Here is a 17,564-nt window from a genome sequence, read left to right on the forward strand (position 1 = left end):
CGGCCCTTTGCTGTGGTTGTACTGCCTTTACTAGCTCCTCGTTCCTGGCAACTAGTTCCTTGCTTCAAGGCACCTTGGTAATCACCGCGCAGGCCAGGCGCGCACCGGCATTGCCGGTCGGCTGGGTCTTGTAGTCGTCCGGGTCGGCGTGGACGATCAGGCCACGGCCGACGATATCAAAACCATCGCCTACGCCGACGTTGACGTTGCTCGCCACCGGCCCGTCGATATGCGCATTACCCTGCGCATCGGCCTTGATGTTGGGCATGTCACCGCCGTGATGCATCGCGGCACTGATGCTGCCGTGTTCGCTGCTGCCCGGGTTGAAGTGGCCACCGGCGCTGCTGCCGTCCGGTGCGCTGCAATCACCCTTCTCGTGAATGTGGAAGCCGTGCTCGCTGTCCGGCTTCAGGCCGCTGATGTCACCGCTGGCGCGCAGCTGGCCATCAACCAGGCTGAAATTGATGGTGCCGGCAACCGTGCTGTCCTTGGTCGGCTGCAGCTGGGCGGTGGCGATAGGCTTGGCCATCTCCGGCGGTGCGGCCGGGTCGGCCACCGGCGCGGTTGCCGCCGGCGGGGTGATGCTGTCGGCCGGCACCGCATCGGGCTCGGCGCCCTTGTTGCAGGCGCTCAGGGCCAGGGCGCTGGCGAGGAACAAGCTGGTGTGGATCAGTCGCATTGGGTGACTCCCTTGCTGGTCTGGTTCAAATCAGGATTGGCGCGCTCAGCGCACCACGCGGATCACCGCGCAGGCAACGCGCGCACCGGCATTGCCGGCTGGCTGGCTGCGGTAATCGTCGGCCGCTGCATGCACTACCAGTGCACGGCCGGCAACGTCGTTTGCAGCACCACCGCCAAGAGTAACGCCACGCAGGTGTACGTCTACGTGAACCACACCTTCGGCGTTTGCCTGCAGATTGTCCATGTCGCCGGCATGATGTACCCCGGCACCGGCGCGCCCGTGCTGCTGCATGGCCGGGTTGAAATGGCCACCGGCACTGCTTGCATCCATCGCGCTGCAATCGCCTTTTTCATGCACATGGAAGGCGGCCTGCTGGCCACGCGGCAGGCCACCAATGACGCCGGTGATGTGTACCCCACCCGCTTCCGGCACCAGCGCCAGACGGCCACTGACCAGGCTGGCCGAGGCCGGCGCGAGATTGGCTTCGGCCAACTTGGCGGTACTGACCGTAGCCACCGGCGGCGGCGGTGGCTCGGCCTTGGTCGCCGGGCCTGAGCTACAGGCGGCAAGCAGCAAGGTGCTGGTGGCGGTCAACAGGAACAGGCGCTGGCGCATCGGGAACTCCTCTGAATACATGCCGGGCAGGCCGATGGCCAACCGCAGCGTTGCGTTGTTGCGAACATATCGGGCCAACGATGCCTGTTTGTCGGCACGCGGTCGAGCGTTGCGTCTGTCAATCGGCGCCAGCGCCCACTGCTGCTGTACCGTCGCCCGCTGCCTGCACCTTCTGCAAGGTGCTGCGCGCATCGCGCAACGCGCCTTCATGCTGATCGCCATACACTTGGCGCATCGCCTGCAACGCGGCGTTGGCGTGCTGCAGGGCATTGCCGCTCTGGCCCAGCACCAGCTCGGCTTCGGCCAGGCCACGCAGGACCTCCGCGGTGATGTGATTGGCGCGGCCCAGGTTACGGTCTGCGAGGGCCAGCAGCGCCTTCTGCTCATCCCGCGACTGTCGGGCCTGGCCGGCAGCCAACAGCCAATTGGCATGGTTGTGGCGGGCAACCAGGGTGGACATGGATTCGGGGCCGTAACGCTTCGCACTCCACTCCATGCTTGCACGGTAGTACGGCCCGGCTTCGTCCACCTTTCCCTGTTCACGCAAGGCACTGCCGAGCATGCCGCGCACACCCATGGGATAGGCATTGTCGACGCCGTACATGCGCTCATAGGCCGCCAGCAACTGCCTGAGTTCAGGCTCGGCACCCGCGAAATCACGCATGCGCAGCCTTGTCGTCACCAGATCACGTCGTGCTACCAGCGTCAGTGCATGGTCGGGTCCATTGATCCGGGTGCGCCGCTGTACCACTTCATCCATCAAGGCGATGGACTGCGGGTAATCGCCACTGGTGGACAGCATGTTGGCGTAGCGCTTGGCGGCATCCAGGCGCTGCTGGTCGTCGGCAGGTCCGCTGCGGTCCAACGCATCCAGCGCTTGCCTGGCCAGATGCAGGGCTGGCTGCACCCTGCCCTGCTGGAACCAGACCCATGCCAGCCGCGACCGCATGTCGGCGCCCAACCGGTGATGGTCGGCGCCGCCCGCGCTGGCCTTGGCGATGCCCTCCTGCAACACCGCCTCCGCCTGTGCATGGGTGCCGTTGACGATATAGGCCTCACCCAATATCTGCAGTGCGCGCAGGCGCTGCCGTTCCAGCAGCCCGGGGTGCTGGTCGGCAAGTGCACGTACCGATTGCAGGTGACCGATCGCGCGCGGATATTCATCGAGCGTGATCTGGTTGATCGCGATGATCAGCTGCATGTCCGCAAGGATGTCCGGATGCGCCGCCAGATCCCGGGGGGCACGCCTGGAGGCATCATCCAGTACCCGCAACATCAAGGTCCGGTCCAGGCCGTCGGCCATGGCCGGGTCCATGCTGTCCAACACCGAGGCCAGGAAGCGCGAGGAGACCGTGGCGCGCGCGGCTTCCTGGCGTGCTTCGTGCAGCGACCAGCTGGTGACTGCCAGGCCCGCCAGCAGCACCAGGCCGACAACTGCCGCAGCCCCCACCATCAGCCGGTTGCGACGTGCGAATTTGCGCAGCGACAGCAGCCGGGTACGGCCCGCTGCCTGCGGTGGGTAATGCCGCAGCCAACGGCGCAGATCCTCAAGCAGCAACGATACCGACGCGTAGCGCTCACCACGCGCAGGTCGCAGCGCCTTCAATGCGATGGCGTCCAGACCGTCACGCAACTCCCGGCGCAGACGCGCCGGCGTGCTGCCGCGGGTGCTGGCCAGCTGTGCCTGCCGCTGCGGGGCAAGCCCCTGCAGGTACTGCGATGGCCGCTGTAGCGCGGCGCCGTCCGGGCAGCTGCCGCAGGCAAGTTGGTACAGGATCGCGCCAAGCGAATACACGTCGCTGCGCGCATCGACATCACTGTCTGGCAGCGATTGCTCCGGGCTCATGTAACCCGGCGTACCGCCGCCGCTGCCGGTCTCCGCGGCCTCGGCTTCAATGGCGATGCCGAAATCGATGATCTTCGGCATCGGCTGCCCATCGACGCTGCCCACCAGCACATTGGCAGGCTTCAGATCGCGATGGATCACGCCTTTCTGGTGTGCGTGCTGGACCCCTTCGGCAACCTTGGCCAGCAGTTCCACACGTTGCCGCAGGCTGGCGCCGTGCTGGTCGCACCACTCGGTGATCGGCTGGCCCTGGATGTATTCCATGACCAGATAGGCACGGCCTTCCGGGTCGGTACCGGCATCATGGATCTGCGCGATGGCAGGGTGCTGCATATGCGCCAGCAGCCGGCATTCGTACTCGAAGTGCGCGTGCCGGCGCCCGCTCAAGGCCGGTGCGCTGACCAGCTTGAGCGCCACCTCGCGCGCATAGGCACCATCGGCGCGCTGCGCCAGATACACCCGGCCCATGCCACCAGCGCCGATCATCCGCTCCACCGACCATGGCCCAAACCGGGTGCCTGCGATCACCTCGGCCTCGGCGGCCTGCAGCAATACCTCGGCCGCGCGTTGCACCGGCTCACACAGCCGGCGGGTAGCGTCGGTATCCGCATCGGCGGCAATCAGCGCCAGCAATTCCCGCTGCAACACCGGATCGTCGGCGGTCTGCGCATGGATGAAACGGATCCGCTCGTTTTCAGGAAGATCGGTTGCCTGGCCGAACAGCTCGACCAGCCGGTTCCAGGCATCGGCGCTCAGCATGTTGCGGGGCGCCGTAGACGACGGCGCGGCACCGCTGCGCGGGAGCGGCCGTGCGGGTGCACGGGAAACGCCATGGGCATACGCCGGTCAGCGCGTTGTCGGCGCCGCATCAGCCCCTTGCCATCCACCAACGGTGTCGTGGTTTCCATGGGGAGCCGAGTATACATACCGCCATTCAGCTGGGCTGGGCGGGCCGTCGCAGCTCAGCGACGGCGGCCTGGCCCCAGCTTGCGGGTGATGGTATTGCGGCCCAGTCCGAGCCGCGCGGCGGCATCGGCACGATGGCCGTCAGTGAAGTCCAGCGCCACTTCCAGCAACACGTTGTCCAGCCGCTCGCGGGCCTCGGCGTGCAGGCCGCTGGCACCTTCGGCCAGGCGCTGGCGCGCCCACGCGGCCAAGGCGCGATCCCAGTGCTCAGGGGCAAGCGGCGTGGTGGCGTGGGTGGCGCGGCCACCGCGGTTCAAGGCGGCCTTTACGTCCTCGGCCGATACGGTATCGGCGACGGCCAACGCAGCCAATCGCCAGCAGACGTTTTCCAGCTCGCGCACATTGCCCGGCCAGCTGTGCTCGCGCAGTGCCTTTACCGCGGCCACGGACAGGCGCTTGGCCGGCATGTCGAGCCGGCGTGCGGCATTGGCCAGGAAGTTCTCGGCCAGCTGCGGCACATCGCCCAGGCGCTCGCGCAGTGGCGGCAGCAGCAGCCGCACCATGTCCAGGCGATGCAGCAGGTCGGCGCGGAAGCGGCCTTGTTCGACCAGGGTTTCCAGGTCCTGATGGGTGGCGGCAACCACGCGTACATCAACGCGGATCAGCTCACGGCCACCGACGCGGAAGAACTCGCCCTCGGCCAGCACGCGCAACAGCCGGGTCTGCAGGGCCAGTGGCATATCGCCGATTTCATCGAGGAACAGGGTGCCGCCATCGGCCTGCTCGAAGCGGCCGATATGACGTTTGCTGGCACCAGTGAAGGCGCCGGCTTCATGGCCGAACAATTCGCTTTCCAGCAGCTCGGCCGGGATCGCGGCCGTGTTGAGGGCAACGAACGGGCCTTTGGCGCGCGGCGACTCGCGGTGCAGCGCATTGGCCACCAGCTCCTTGCCGGTGCCGGTTTCGCCGTTGATCAGCACCGACAACGGTGCCTGCGCAAGCCGACCGATGGCGCGGAACAAGGCGCGCATGGCCGGCGTGTCGCCGATCAATTGTGGCGGCCCTTCTTCTTTCTGCGCGGGCGCCGGCGTAGCCGCGGGTACAGGCAGCTCTTCGGCCTCGGGCAGCGCGCGCCGCGCCAGCTCCACCGCGTCATCCAGGTCGAACGGTTTGGACAGGAATTCATGCGCGCCGCCGCGGAAGGCGCCGGCGGTGCTGGCCACATCGGTATAGGCCGACATCACGATCACCGGCAGCTGCGGGTGCGCAGCCTTGAGCTTGTCCAGCAATACCAGCCCGTCATCGCCGGGCATGCGCACGTCGGTGAACAACAGATCCGGTACCGGCTGCTGGGCCAGCGCAGCCAATGCAGCGGCGGCGCTGTCGAAACCCTCGACGCTGTAACCGGCATCACGCAGTGCAGTGCTGAGTACAAAACGTACCGAGCGATCATCATCGACGACCCAGACAGTCGCGGCCGCACTGGGCTTATGCATCGCTCACCTCCGGCGCTTCCTCGGCAACCGGCAACGGCAGCAGCACGGTGAACACGGTATGGCCGGGGCGCGAGCGGTAGCTCAAGGTGCCGCGATGTTCGCGGGCTACCTGCTGGGCCAGTGCCAGGCCGAGCCCGGTGCCTTCGGCGCGGCCGCTGACCAGCGGCAGGAACAGGTGTTCGGCCAGTTCCTCCGGCACACCACGACCGTCGTCGGCCACTTCCAGGCGCAGTGCCAGCGCGTAAGGTTGCTCGGCGATGCGCAGGCCATGCTCCACGCGGGTACGCAAGGTGACGCTGGTGGCACCGGCCTGGATGGCATTGCGGACCAGATTGAGCAGCGCCTGGGTCAGGCGATCGGCGTCACCGGCAAACTCCGGGATGCTGGGGTCGTAATCGCGCAGCAGGCGCACCGACCAGCCGGCCTCGTTCTCGACCAGGCGCAGCACCCGCTCCAACGCGGCATGGATGTTCAGCGGCGCGTGCGGGCGTTGCGGGGCCGGCGACAGCAGCTGTTCCAGCAAGGTGTTGAGGCGCTCGATCTCGGCGCCGATCAGTTCGATCAGTTCGCGTTCGTCGGCATCGCGGCCACTGGCGCGGCGCGCCAGCAGCTGGGCGGCGCCCTTGAGCCCGGCCAGTGGATTACGCAGCTCGTGGGCCAGGCCTTTGAGCGCGGCACTGAACGCGCCGGGCAGTACCTGGGCCGGATCGGTACCTTGGAATTCGTCCACCGGATGGGCTTCCAGCAGCCAGCCGCCCTCCTCCACCGCACTCAACCAGCCATCGGCGAAGCGCGGCGCCTCGCCCGGCAGCGCCAAGGTCAATCGCGGCAGGCGGGTCATGTCGGTCACCGGCAGCGCCAGTCGCTGCGCCAGGGCCTCGCCCTGCGCTTCCAGCGACACCAGCGGCTGGCCCAGCAGGCGCCGCACGCTTACCCCCAGCCAGCGGCAGAACGCCGGATTGGCCCCCTGGATGCGGCCGTCCGCGTCACTCCAGACCAGGGGAGTGGCCATCAGGTCCGGCGAAGGGCTGAAATCAGGGTCGGTCATTGCACCAATATAGTGCAAACCGACCGGATCACTGCTTCTGCTGCAGCAGGGAATACAGGATGCGGGCGTCTTCGAGGTCGAGTTCGGCCGGCAGCGTGTCGCTGCCACGGAAGCGGCGATGGAAGGCGCGCACCGCAGCGGCACGGTCGTCCAGCGCATAGCCGAAGGCCTGCATCGCCATCCAGCTGTCGAAGCCAGCCGGTGCCGGGCCGTGCCTGGGGTCGGGCCACAGGCCGAAACCGGCTTCTGCCAGTTGCTGCCACGGGAAATAGCGGCTGGGATCGGCCTTGCGGGTCGGTGCGAGGTCGGCATGGCCGATGATCTGGCTGCGCGGAATGTTGTAGCGGCTGCAGAGGTCTTCGAGCAGGCGCAGCAGGGTGGCGATCTGCGGCTGGGTGAAGGGGCTGCTGCCGTTGTTGTCGATCTCGATGCCGATCGAGGTCGAGTTGAGATCGGTGAAGCCACCCCAGCGGCCGCCACCGGCATGCCAGGCGCGTTCGCCATCGGCCACCAGCTGGTAGAGGTCACCATCGCGGCCCACCAGATAATGCGAGCTCACCTGGCCACCGCTGTTGGCGGTGCGCAGCGTGTCCAGGCTTTCCTGCACCGAGCCCTGCTCGGTGTGGTGCAGCACGATCAGCACCGGCTGGCGCTCGTTGTAGTTGGGCGACGGCACCCACTGCGCCAGCGGATTGCGCTCCGGGGCGGAAGTACAGGCAGTCAGCGAGGCCAACAGGGCGAGCGGCAGCAGCAGTTTGGTCTTCATGTCCGGCATTGCACGTTGCCGCGCGCCGCTTTGCAAGTGCGCACAGGCATGGGCAGGAAGCTGGGCCGACAACGGTGGCGATGTTGATTGCTTGCATGGGAGGGCCTGCTCAGTGCGTGGGAAGTCCGGTGTGATGCCGGCGCGGAACATGCCGTGCATGTTCAGAACGCTTTCCGCTGGGGTGGGCTGCCCGATCTGTCCAGGCTGTGCAGACTTGTTGCCCAAGACTCGGTTGGAACTGCGATGCGCGATTCACTGAAACAGAAAATCATCACCGTCTGCGATGCCAGGATCGCTGCGAAGGGCCCGACGGTAGGGCTGTCGTTCTATGCGTTTTTTTCCAACCGCAATGATGATCCGGAACTGCTGATGGAAGCGGCTACCTGGTGGATCCAGACCCATCGCCTGGATCATTTTGAGAAGGCCGGGAAGATCAAGGCGTTGGTAAAGCCACCCTCACCCCCAACCCCTCTCCCGGAGGGAGAGGGGCTAGAACTGTAGTGCCGAGCCATGCTCGGCAGAGGCTTTCCCGGTAACGCCTCAAAGTTGCCCTCACCCCAACCCCTCTCCCGTAAACGGGAGAGGGGCTTAGGCCTGCTTCGGCAGAGAGGCTTTGGTCTTCTGCCGGAAAGAGGCCAGCGCAATCAAACCTCGTACGCAGACTCACCATGGGTGGTGACATCCAGACCAGTACGTTCGGCTTCTTCGCTGACGCGCAGACCAACCAGCGCGCGTACAACCAGCAGCACCGCTGCGGTGACCACCGCCGACCACAACACGGTGAAGCCCACGCTGACCACCTGCACCCACACCTGGTGAGCAATATCCAGATCAACCTTGGTGCCGCCCAGCGACTGCGCACTGAACACGCCGGTGAGGATGGCGCCAACAATGCCACCAACACCGTGCACGCCAAATACGTCGGCGGTGTCGTCCGCTTTCAACAGGCGCTTCAGGCCGGTCACGCCCCAGACGCAGATGATGCCGGTGACAAAACCAATCACGATCGCGCCGAGCGGACCAACGGTGCCGCAGGCCGGCGTCACACCAACCAGGCCGGCAACCGCACCGGAGGCCGCACCCAATGCCGACGGATGGCCCTTGGTGATGGCTTCCACCAACGTCCAACCCAGGACAGCGGCAGCGGTAGCCAACACGGTGTTGATGAAGGCCAACGAGGCCACGGTGTCAGCGGCGGCAGCCGAGCCGGCGTTGAAGCCGAACCAACCCACCCACAGCAGCATCGCGCCGATCCAGGTCAGCGGCAGGTTGTGCGGCTTCAATGCGGTCTGGCCATAGCCCAGGCGCTTGCCGACGAACCACGCTGCCACCAGGCCAGCGACACCGGCATTGATGTGCACCACGGTGCCACCGGCAAAATCGATCGCACCCATCTCACCCAGGTATCCACCACCCCAGACGATGTGTGCCATCGGGATATAGCTCAGGGTGAACCACAGTGCCGAGAACAACAGCACCGCGCGGAACTTGATGCGTTCGGCAAAGGCGCCAACGATCAGTGCGGTGGTGATGCCGGCGAAGGTCGACTGGAAGGCGACGAACAAAAAGTCCGGCAGTCCGGCGATAGGCGTATTGCCCACCGAGTCCGGGCTGAAGCCTTTGAGGAAGGCAAATTCCGTGAATGAGCCGAAGAACTGGTTGCCGGTACTGAATACCGCGCTGTAGCCATAAGCCACCCACAGGATCAGCACCAGCGAGAACACCACCAATACCTGGCTGAGCACCGACAGCACGTTCTTTGCGCGCACCAGGCCGCCGTAGAACAGTGCCAGGCCGGGCACCACCATCATCAGCACCAGCAAGGTGGCGGTGAGCATCCACGCCACGTCGCCCTTGTCGAACGTAGCTGCCGCCTCTGCTGCAGGTACGGCTGCAGCCTCCGTTGTAGCGGCCGCAACCTCAGTGGCTGCGGGCTGGGCCTGCGTGTCCTGTGCCCAGGCGCTGCTCGAAAACATGCCCAGCAGCACTGCGGTGAGCATGAAAGACAGGCACAGGCCTCCGAGCCGGGCTTTGAACCCGGTGAAAAATTCCGTTCGCATTGTCGACTCCGGTTGTGGGGGTGGAACCTGCCAGCGACCCGTTGTCACCTGGCGGTCGCTGCCGCCGGAGGACGGGTTCAGCGGGCTGTTACAGCGCGTCGGCGCCTGTTTCACCGGTGCGGATACGCACCACTTGTTCCAGCGCGGTAACGAAGATCTTGCCGTCACCAATCTTGCCGGTGCCGGCTGCGCCCTGCAGGGCTTCGATCACTGCCTCGACGTTATCGTCGGTGACAGCGGTTTCGATGCGGATCTTGGGGAGGAAATCGACGACGTATTCGGCGCCACGGTACAGCTCGGTGTGGCCTTTCTGCCGGCCAAAGCCCTTGACCTCGGTGACGGTGATGCCGGAAACGCCTGCGGCGCCCAAGGCTTCACGCACTTCGTCGAGCTTGAATGGCCGGATGATCGCGGAGATTAATTTCATGCGCATGTCCCGATGTGGAGGAGACCGGCCTGCGGCTGCGGGCCGGCATCGTGTCTTCCACCGGCCGTTGTGCGGCCGCTGGCTGTTGCGCCGAACGCATCATGGGCCTGGCTGCGACCACCGGCATTGCTGCCGGCCGCCACAACCACGCGGGAGGGAGGAACAGCCCATGCCGCGCGCTCGGATTCTCTTGCCCCTGTAGATGCGTTGCCAGCTGTTGCCCGGCCTGTGTGCTCCCCAGCAACAAAGGCGGCGGCGATGACGCAGATGGGAGGGGGAGGGTCCACGCCACCGCCGCCTAACAACAGCTAGTAACTACACCTGGTGTTGCCGGCGGCCAGCACGCTGTACTGGCCGCCGTCACATCAGCTTGCGTAGTACAGCTGGTATTCCAGCGGATGGGTCGCGGCGCGGAACGCAGTGACTTCCTTCATCTTCAGCGCGATGTAGGCATCGATGAAGTCGTCGCTCATCACGCCACCGGCCTTGAGGAACTCGCGGTCCTTGTCCAGTGCTTCCAGCGCCTGGTCCAGCGAGGAACAGACCTGCGGGATCAGCTTCTCTTCTTCCGGCGGCAGGTCGTACAGATCCTTGTCGCTCGGTGCGCCCGGGTCGATCTGGTTCTTGATGCCGTCCAGGCCGGCCATCATCAGCGCGGTGAAGGTCAGGTAGCCGGACTGGATCGGATCCGGGAAACGCATTTCGATGCGGCGTGCCTTCGGGTTGGACACCCACGGAATGCGGCACGAAGCCGAACGGTTGCGGGCCGAATAGGCCAGCATCACCGGTGCTTCGAAGCCCGGCACCAGGCGCTTGTAGCTGTTGGTGCCGGAGTTGGCGAAGGCATTGATCGCACGGGCGTGCTTGAAGATGCCACCGATGTACCACAGCGCCATCTGGCTCAGGCCGCCGTAGCCGTCACCGGAGAACAGGTTGTTGCCGCCCTTGGCCAGCGACTGGTGCACGTGCATGCCGCTGCCGTTGTCGCCGACCAGCGGCTTGGGCATGAAGGTCACGGTCTTGCCGTTGCGGTGGGCAACGTTCTTGATCACGTGCTTCATGCGCTGCAGTTCGTCAGCCTTGGTGACCAGGGTGTTGAACTTGGCACCGATCTCGCACTGGCCGGCATTGGCCACTTCGTGGTGGTGCACTTCGACTTCGATGCCGACCTTTTCCAGCACCTTGCACATCTCGGCGCGGATATCGTGCAGCGAGTCGGTCGGCGGCACCGGAAAGTAACCACCCTTCACGGTCGGACGGTAACCGGTGTTGGTGCCGTCATAGCTCTTGCCGGTGTTCCAGGAACCTTCTTCAGAGTTGATCTTGTAGAAGGTGTTGCCCATGTCGTTGGCGAACTGGACCGAATCGAAGATGAAGAATTCCGGTTCCGGGCCGAAGAAGGCCAGGTCGGCGATGCCGGAGGACTTCAGGTAGGACTCGGCGCGCTTGGCGATGCCGCGCGGGCAGCGGCCGTAGCCCTGCATGGTGGCCGGGTCGAGCACGTCGCAGGTCAACACCAGGGTCGGGTCGGCGTAGAACGGGTCGATGTAGGCGCTGTCAGCGTCCGGCATCAGCACCATGTCCGATTCGGCGATGCCCTTCCAGCCGGCGATCGAGCTGCCATCGAACATCTTGCCTTCTTCAAACAGCGACGGCTCGATGATCGAGGCCGGGAAGGTCACGTGCTGCTCGATGCCACGCATGTCGACAAAACGCAGGTCGATGAACTCGATCTGGTTGTCCTTGATCAGCTTCTCAACATTTTCCAGCGACATCGGGTGCAACCTCGAATGGATGGTGACGTGCCTGTATCAAAGCAAATGGCGTGCCAACTTTTTGTTAACTACAAGCTGTTGTTTTGATTGGTATCCGTGGAAAACTGCCAGCGGTTATAAGCACCATCTTGGTGCTGTTTTCGTGCCATGCACCATTCAGGTGCGAAGCACTGAATGCACTATGCTGTGCCCGCCTCCTCCACTCCCGCTCCCATGTCCGACCTGCTCTCCGCCCTGCTACTGGGCATTCTTGAAGGCCTCACCGAATTCCTCCCCATTTCCAGCACCGGCCATCTGCTGATCGCCCAGCATTGGCTGGGCGCACGCTCGGATTTCTTCAACATCGTCATCCAGGCCGGCGCGATCCTGGCGGTGGTATTGGCGTTCCGGCAGCGCCTGTGGACGCTGGCCACCGGCTTGAACCAGGCCGAAAACCGCGACTACGTGATGAAGCTCGGCGTGGCCTTCCTGGTCACCGCCGTCGTTGGCCTGCCGGTACGCCTGGCCGGCTGGGAACTGCCTGAAACCGTCACCCCGGTGGCCTGGGCGCTGGTGATCGGTGGCGTCTGGATGCTGCTTGCCGAGCGCTTTGCCGGGCGCCTGCCGGACAGCACCACCATCACCTGGAAAGTAGCCGTGGCCGTTGGCCTGGCGCAGGTGATTGCCGGCGTGTTTCCGGGTACTTCGCGCTCGGCCGCGGCGATCTTCCTGGCCATGCTGCTGGGCCTGACCCGGCGCGCGGCAGCGGCCGAGTTCGTGTTCCTGGTCGGCATCCCCACCATGTTCGCCGCCAGCGGCTACGCCTTGCTGGAGATGGCCAAGAAAGGCCAGCTCGGCAACGAGAACTGGACCGATGTCGGCGTGGCCTTCGTCGCCGCGGCCATCACCGGCTTCATCGTGGTGAAGTGGCTGCTGAGCTATATCAAACGCCGTCCCTTCACCGGCTTTGCGCTATATCGCATTGCATTGGGCTTCGGCCTGCTGCTGTTTCTGCCTGCTGGAAACTGAACACGCAGTCGCAAGTGCAACCCCGACACCCGGCTCCAGCCGTTTGTCGTCCTGACTTTCCCAACGCTACCAAGGAGTTCACCATGAAGCGCATTCTTCTGCTGGCACTGCCCATCGCCCTCATGACCGCCTGCAGCAACCCGCCGGCAAGCACCAAGAGCGAAACCACCGCAGCCCCCAGCACCAGCACCGCCGCTCCTGCCGCGAACATCGACGCCGCACAGCTGGGCGCAAACCACTGGTTGCTGGACAACGCCGTTGACGCGGCCGGCAAGCGCATCGACGGCCTGTTCGTGAACACCGACAAGCCGCTGACCCTGGACTTCAAGGATGGCCGCATGTCGGTCAGCAATGCCTGCAACAACATGGGCGGCGCTTACACCGTGGAAGGCAACGCACTGACCATCGGCAGCATGATGTCGACCAACAAGGCCTGCCAGGGCCCGATCATGGCGCTGGACGGCCTGGTCAGCGAACGCCTGCAGGGCAAGCTGACCGTGCAGTCGCTGGATGCATCGGCAATGCGTCTGGTTGCCGCCAATGGCGACGTACTGAGCTTCCGCGCCGAGCCGACCGCTGAAACCCGCTACGGCGGCGCAGGCGAGACGGTATTCATGGAAGTGGACGCACAGGCCAAGCCCTGCCCGCACCCGCTGATGAAGGACGCCACCTGCCTGCAGGTGCGCGAAGTGAAGTACAACGAGCAGGGCCTGGAACAGGGCAAGCGCGGTGCCTACGAAAACTTCTACGGCAACATCGAGGGTTACACCCACGAGCCGGGCGTGCGCAATGTGCTGCGCCTGAAGCGCTACCAGATCAAGAACCCGCCGGCCGATGCGCCGTCGCAGGCCTATGTGCTGGACATGGTGGTGATGTCGGAAACGGTCAAGTAAGCCATCACCGTCGAACAAACAGAAAGGGCGCCGCAAGGCGCCCTTTCTGTTCTGCGCTATGTGGGAGCGGCGCCCTTGTAGAGCCGAGCCATGCTCGGCTGGGGCCTCACCGGTAACGCCTCTGCCGAGCATGGCTCGGCACTACGGTGACGCTTTTGCCGAGCATGGCTCGGCACTGCACCCCCTCCCTTTGCCGCAGGCAAGGGGAGGGTTGGGGAGGGGTCGCTCTTGCCCCCTTGCCGAGCATGGCTCGGCACTACAGGTGTGGTGCCTAGGCCAGCTTCGGGTTCAACGTGTAGGTGCCGTGCACCGCTGCTTCGGCCAGCACGTGGCCCTGCATCGCGCGGTAGACATCGGCGGCGGTGAACGCACCGTCCACCGGCAAGCGCTCCACATCCAACGCGAACAAGCGGAAGAAATAACGGTGCAGGCGCTCGTCGTTGAACGGCGGATACGGGCCGTCATAGCCATGGTAGGTGCCAGCCATCTGCGCGTTGCCGGCAAACCAGCCGGTGTAGTCGTTGATGCCCTGGCGCGCGCCGGCCGGTCCTGCCGGCTGCGACTTGCCGTGCGCGGTGAAACCGTCGCTGCAGCTGCCGGCTGCGATCTCGCGCAGCTCGGCAGGCACATCCACCATCACCCAATGCACGAAGTCGCCACGCGGTTGGTCCAGCGGAATGCTGACGTCGTCGCGACCGACCAGCTCGGGCACGGTCGGCACGTCCGGGTCCACGCATACCAGCGCGAACGAACGCGTGCCGGCCGGCACATCGCGCCAGCCCAGCTGCGGGTTGCGGTTGCCGGCAAAGCCATTGGCATCGCCCGCAGCAAACTCGGCCGGCAGCGGCTGCCCGTTCTGAAAACTCTGACTGTCCAGTTTCATGCTTGCTCCTTGATCAGGCTTCGGGATAGCCCAGGCGCACCGCGACCGGGGTCAGCAGCGCGAATTCCGATGCCAGCACCTGCGCATACTTGCGCCAATGGCCCGCATCGATCGTACCTTGGCCAAGGCTGCGTACCGGCGGGAAGCGCAGGCCAAAGGCCTGTTCCAGCAGTGCACCCATTGCCGCCGGGTCGTTCACTGCATCGTCGGTGCGCAGGATCAGATGGGTGTACAGATCCTTCTCATGCAGCAGCGCAACCTGTGCCAGTGCGCGCGCCAGCCACTGCGCGGCCTCGTTGGATGAGGTGACCGCCAGTGGTGCCGGTGCGCCCAATGCCAGCCACTCGACCAGCATGTCGCGCGGGTCACGCAGGGCAATGACCAGGCGGCCTTCCGGCAGTTGCGGGCGCAGCGCCCACAACAAGGCGTTGTCCCACCACAGCAGCCAGTCGATCACGTTGCCGTCTTCGATGCCGCGTGCCGGCAGCGCGTCGCGCCACTGCTGCACCAGCTGCTCCGGGGTCAACGCATCGGTGGCCAGGCGCTGCAGGGTCAGGAAGTTCTGGAAGGCGTCGTTCGGCGGGGTCGGCCCGAAACGGTCACCGCGCAGCACGCGGCTGCCGGCGGCCATCACCGTTGCCACCCGCTCCACGCCCGAGCCCGGCGCGCCCCACAGGAACATCGGCCGCAGCGTATTGTCACCGGCCACCTCGCCCATCGCCGGCCACTCGGCAGGCGCGCGCGCCTGCTGCGGCAGCGGCAGGCGGTTGGGGGCCATTTCCTCATGCATCTGCAGCCAGGTCGCCACGGCAGCGGCGTGATCGCCGGCGCGGTCCTGGGTTGCGCCCAGCCAGCTGCGCACACTCAGGCGTGCCTGCTCCGGTGCGTTGTCGACCAGCCGTTGCACGTGCGCAATGGCGGCGGCCGGCTCGCGTTGCAACAGCGCTTCGACAATGCGCTGCTCGCCGCTGACCCGGCCCGGCTCCAGCGCGATGATGTGATGGGCAACGGCTTCGGCTTCTTCGGCCTGGTCGTTCATGTCATGCAGGCTCATGCGTGCTTCCAGCGCCGGCAGATGCTCGGGCATGGCGGCCAGCCAGCGCTCGACCACATCCACCGCTTCCTCGCTGCCCACCGGTGCCACCGCCAGCCGCGCCATCCACAGGTCGTGGTGCTGGGTATGCACCTGCACGGCCGCGTCCAGTTCGCTGCGTGCTTCCTCTTCGCGGCCCAGGCGCTGCCAGGCCATCAACAACATCTGCAGGGTGGCGCGGTCGCCCGGCACCTGCTGCAGCAGCGGGCGCAGGTGTTCCAGCGCCTGCAGCGGCTGGTCCGAGGCCAGCTCGAGTTCACCTGCGAGGCGACGCAGGCCGGGGCTGTCACCCTCGGCCGTGGCCAGTACCTCACGCATCATTTCCGCGGCGCGATCCAGGTGGCCCTGGCGCAGCGCCAACTGCACCACCAGCCCGCGCAGGGCATGGTTGCCCGGGTTCAATTCGATCACCCGGCGGAACGCCTGTTCGGCGAAGGCCAGCATGTCCTTGCCCAGATAGGCGAAGCCCAGTGCGTACAGCACACGGACATCACCCGGCAGCTTGGCGCTGGCCGCCGACAGAATCGCCAGCGCGCGGTCGGCGTCGCCACGGCGCAATGCCACCATGCCTTCAATCGCGCCCAGCTCGGGGCTGTCCGGCTCGACGCGCGCAGCCATGCGACCCAGACGATCAGCCTCGTCGATGTCATCGCGGCCCAGCGCCAGATGCGCCTGCATCAGGTAGGCAGAAAATTCGTTGGGATTGAGCGTGGTGCTGCGGTCCAGCGCCTGCCCGGCGGCGTCGATCTGACGCAGCGCCAACAGCAGGCCGGCGTGCTGCAGGTGCAGGGCCGCGTCATCCGGGGCCAGCCCCAGCGCAGTCTCCAGACTGGCCTGGGCCGATTCCAGCTGCCCCTGCTGCTGCAGCGCAAGCGCCAACCAGCGGTGGGCCTGGGCCTGCTGCGGTTCCGCGCCAACCCACGCCTGGGACAGGCTCACGGCCTCGTCGGTGGCGTTGCGGCGCAGGGCTTCAATGATCTTGTCTTGCATGGCGGTCCAGCGTTAGCGCAAACCCGCATTGTAGCGGCCCCGGCCGGGGCCGCTGGGTTCAGCCGACGGCGGCGGCCAGATGCTGGGCTACCCAACGCTCGGAGAAGCCATCGCCACGCAGGTTCTCGATGAAACCGCAGTGCCCGCCCCAGCGCGCGATCTCCAGGTGGGCACTGGCCGGCAGCTGCCAGTGGTCGAAGGTGGTGAACGGAATCACCGGGTCATCGGCCGCCATCAGGATGTCGGCCGGCACCTGCAGTGCGGCCAGCTTGTTGCCGGCGATGGAGTAGCCATCGAAGTACTCCTGCAGCGAACCGAACTCGGTATGGTGATCGACCAACCAGCCGGTCAGCGCGCGGATATCCAGCTTCAATACGCTGTCATCCCAATCGGCCAGCTCCGGGAACAGCGCACGCTTGCGGCGCAGCGAGCCGGTCCACTTGCGCCGGAAGTACCAGTCATACATCGCCGGGCCGCGCTCGATGCTGTCCATGGTGATGGCCGGATCCAATACCGGGCACACCGAGGCCACGTGCAGCAGCGGCACCCCTGCAGCAGGTGCGTGCAGGGCCAGCCGCAGAACGAAATTGCCGCCCAGCGAATAACCCGCCGCCACCATCGGCAGGCCGGCGAAGCGCTGCGCCACATCGGCAGCGGCGTTGACCACTTCATCGATGCGGCAGGAATGGAAGATGCCCGGATTGAGGTGATGGGTATTGCCGTGATCGCGGAAGTTCAGCCGCACCACCTCGAAGCCCTGCTCCAGCAGGCGCGCGGCAGTCATCCGCATATAACTGGATTCGGCGCTGCCTTCCCAGCCATGCAGCAGTAGTGCCAGCGCCTTCGGCGGCGCGCCCGGCAGCCGGCTGTGCCAGGCCTGCAGGCGCACGCCGTCACCGCCATCGAGCATCAATTCCTGGGTCAGCGCACCGCTGCCGGCCAGCAGTTGCTGGCCACGCCGCAGTCGCACCCGGCTCGATGCCAGCATCGACTGCAGGTGCGGATTGCGCAGCCAGCGCGGGGGCTGGTAATTGCAGGCGCTCAGCATGACCGACCCGGTTGGCGTTGACTGCCCA

General features: G+C 65.8%; 15 protein-coding genes. 3 read left to right on the forward strand and 12 right to left on the reverse strand.

What is annotated here, in order from left to right:
* Positions 1-64 precede the first annotated feature (64 nt).
* From ABB27_RS07275 to ABB27_RS07300, 6 genes are all read right to left on the reverse strand, one after another.
* Positions 65-679: a superoxide dismutase family protein gene (locus ABB27_RS07275; protein WP_057627854.1), complete on the reverse strand. Its 615-nt coding sequence runs from the start codon at positions 677-679 to the stop codon at positions 65-67.
* Positions 680-724: 45 nt separating this feature from the next.
* Positions 725-1,297, reverse strand: coding sequence for a superoxide dismutase family protein (locus ABB27_RS07280; RefSeq protein ID WP_057627935.1), 573 nt, complete (start codon positions 1,295-1,297; stop codon positions 725-727).
* Positions 1,298-1,415: 118 nt separating this feature from the next.
* Positions 1,416-3,902, reverse strand: coding sequence for a serine/threonine-protein kinase (locus ABB27_RS07285; protein WP_057627855.1), 2,487 nt, complete (start codon positions 3,900-3,902; stop codon positions 1,416-1,418).
* Between the two features lie 203 nt (positions 3,903-4,105).
* Positions 4,106-5,545: a nitrogen regulation protein NR(I) gene (ntrC, locus tag ABB27_RS07290; protein ID WP_057627857.1), complete on the reverse strand. Its 1,440-nt coding sequence runs from the start codon at positions 5,543-5,545 to the stop codon at positions 4,106-4,108.
* Positions 5,538-6,593 carry a two-component system sensor histidine kinase NtrB gene (locus tag ABB27_RS07295; RefSeq protein ID WP_057627859.1) on the reverse strand — a complete coding sequence of 352 codons (1,056 nt, stop codon included), beginning with the start codon at positions 6,591-6,593 and terminating at the stop codon, positions 5,538-5,540. Before ABB27_RS07295 ends, ntrC begins: the two co-directional genes overlap by 8 nt.
* Before the next feature lie 28 nt (positions 6,594-6,621).
* Complete coding sequence (locus ABB27_RS07300; RefSeq protein WP_057627861.1) at positions 6,622-7,368, reverse strand: N-acetylmuramoyl-L-alanine amidase; 747 nt, start codon at positions 7,366-7,368, stop codon at positions 6,622-6,624.
* A gap of 234 nt (positions 7,369-7,602) precedes the next feature.
* Between ABB27_RS07300 and ABB27_RS07305 the strand changes: the two genes are divergently transcribed.
* Entirely contained in the window at positions 7,603-7,860 is a 258-nt protein-coding gene (locus ABB27_RS07305) for a DUF6500 family protein (RefSeq protein WP_057627862.1), read from the forward strand.
* A 143-nt stretch (positions 7,861-8,003) separates the two neighbouring features.
* Here ABB27_RS07305 and amt read toward each other — a convergent pair whose 3' ends face one another.
* The 3 genes from amt to glnA form a co-directional block, all read right to left on the reverse strand.
* Positions 8,004-9,419, reverse strand: coding sequence for an ammonium transporter (gene amt, locus ABB27_RS07310; RefSeq protein WP_057627864.1), 1,416 nt, complete (start codon positions 9,417-9,419; stop codon positions 8,004-8,006).
* Between the two features lie 88 nt (positions 9,420-9,507).
* Positions 9,508-9,846 carry a P-II family nitrogen regulator gene (locus tag ABB27_RS07315; RefSeq protein ID WP_057627937.1) on the reverse strand — a complete coding sequence of 113 codons (339 nt, stop codon included), beginning with the start codon at positions 9,844-9,846 and terminating at the stop codon, positions 9,508-9,510.
* A 365-nt stretch (positions 9,847-10,211) separates the two neighbouring features.
* A complete protein-coding gene (glnA, locus tag ABB27_RS07320) occupies positions 10,212-11,621 on the reverse strand; it encodes a type I glutamate--ammonia ligase (RefSeq protein ID WP_057627865.1) in 1,410 nt (469 codons plus the stop codon).
* Positions 11,622-11,834: 213 nt separating this feature from the next.
* Between glnA and ABB27_RS07325 the strand changes: the two genes are divergently transcribed.
* Both ABB27_RS07325 and ABB27_RS07330 read left to right on the forward strand, forming a co-directional pair.
* Positions 11,835-12,629, forward strand: a complete 795-nt coding sequence (locus tag ABB27_RS07325) for an undecaprenyl-diphosphate phosphatase (RefSeq protein ID WP_057627867.1) — start codon at positions 11,835-11,837, stop codon at positions 12,627-12,629.
* Positions 12,630-12,712: 83 nt separating this feature from the next.
* On the forward strand, positions 12,713-13,522 hold the full coding sequence (locus ABB27_RS07330) for an META and DUF4377 domain-containing protein (RefSeq protein WP_057627869.1): 810 nt from the start codon (positions 12,713-12,715) through the stop codon (positions 13,520-13,522).
* A 271-nt stretch (positions 13,523-13,793) separates the two neighbouring features.
* Here ABB27_RS07330 and ABB27_RS07335 read toward each other — a convergent pair whose 3' ends face one another.
* The 3 genes from ABB27_RS07335 to ABB27_RS07345 are packed head-to-tail and all read right to left on the reverse strand — an operon-like array spanning position 13,794 to position 17,533.
* Positions 13,794-14,405 (reverse strand): YbhB/YbcL family Raf kinase inhibitor-like protein, encoded by a 612-nt coding sequence (locus ABB27_RS07335; protein ID WP_057627872.1) that lies wholly within the window; start codon positions 14,403-14,405, stop codon positions 13,794-13,796.
* Between the two features lie 13 nt (positions 14,406-14,418).
* The gene (locus ABB27_RS07340) at positions 14,419-16,488 is read right to left on the reverse strand and encodes a tetratricopeptide repeat protein (RefSeq protein WP_057627875.1); all 2,070 of its coding nucleotides are present in this window, start codon (positions 16,486-16,488) and stop codon (positions 14,419-14,421) included.
* Between the two features lie 58 nt (positions 16,489-16,546).
* Entirely contained in the window at positions 16,547-17,533 is a 987-nt protein-coding gene (locus ABB27_RS07345) for a YheT family hydrolase (protein WP_057627938.1), read from the reverse strand.
* Positions 17,534-17,564 lie beyond the last annotated feature (31 nt).

The organism is Stenotrophomonas terrae, assembly GCF_001431465.1.
GTDB lineage: Bacteria > Pseudomonadota > Gammaproteobacteria > Xanthomonadales > Xanthomonadaceae > Stenotrophomonas > Stenotrophomonas terrae.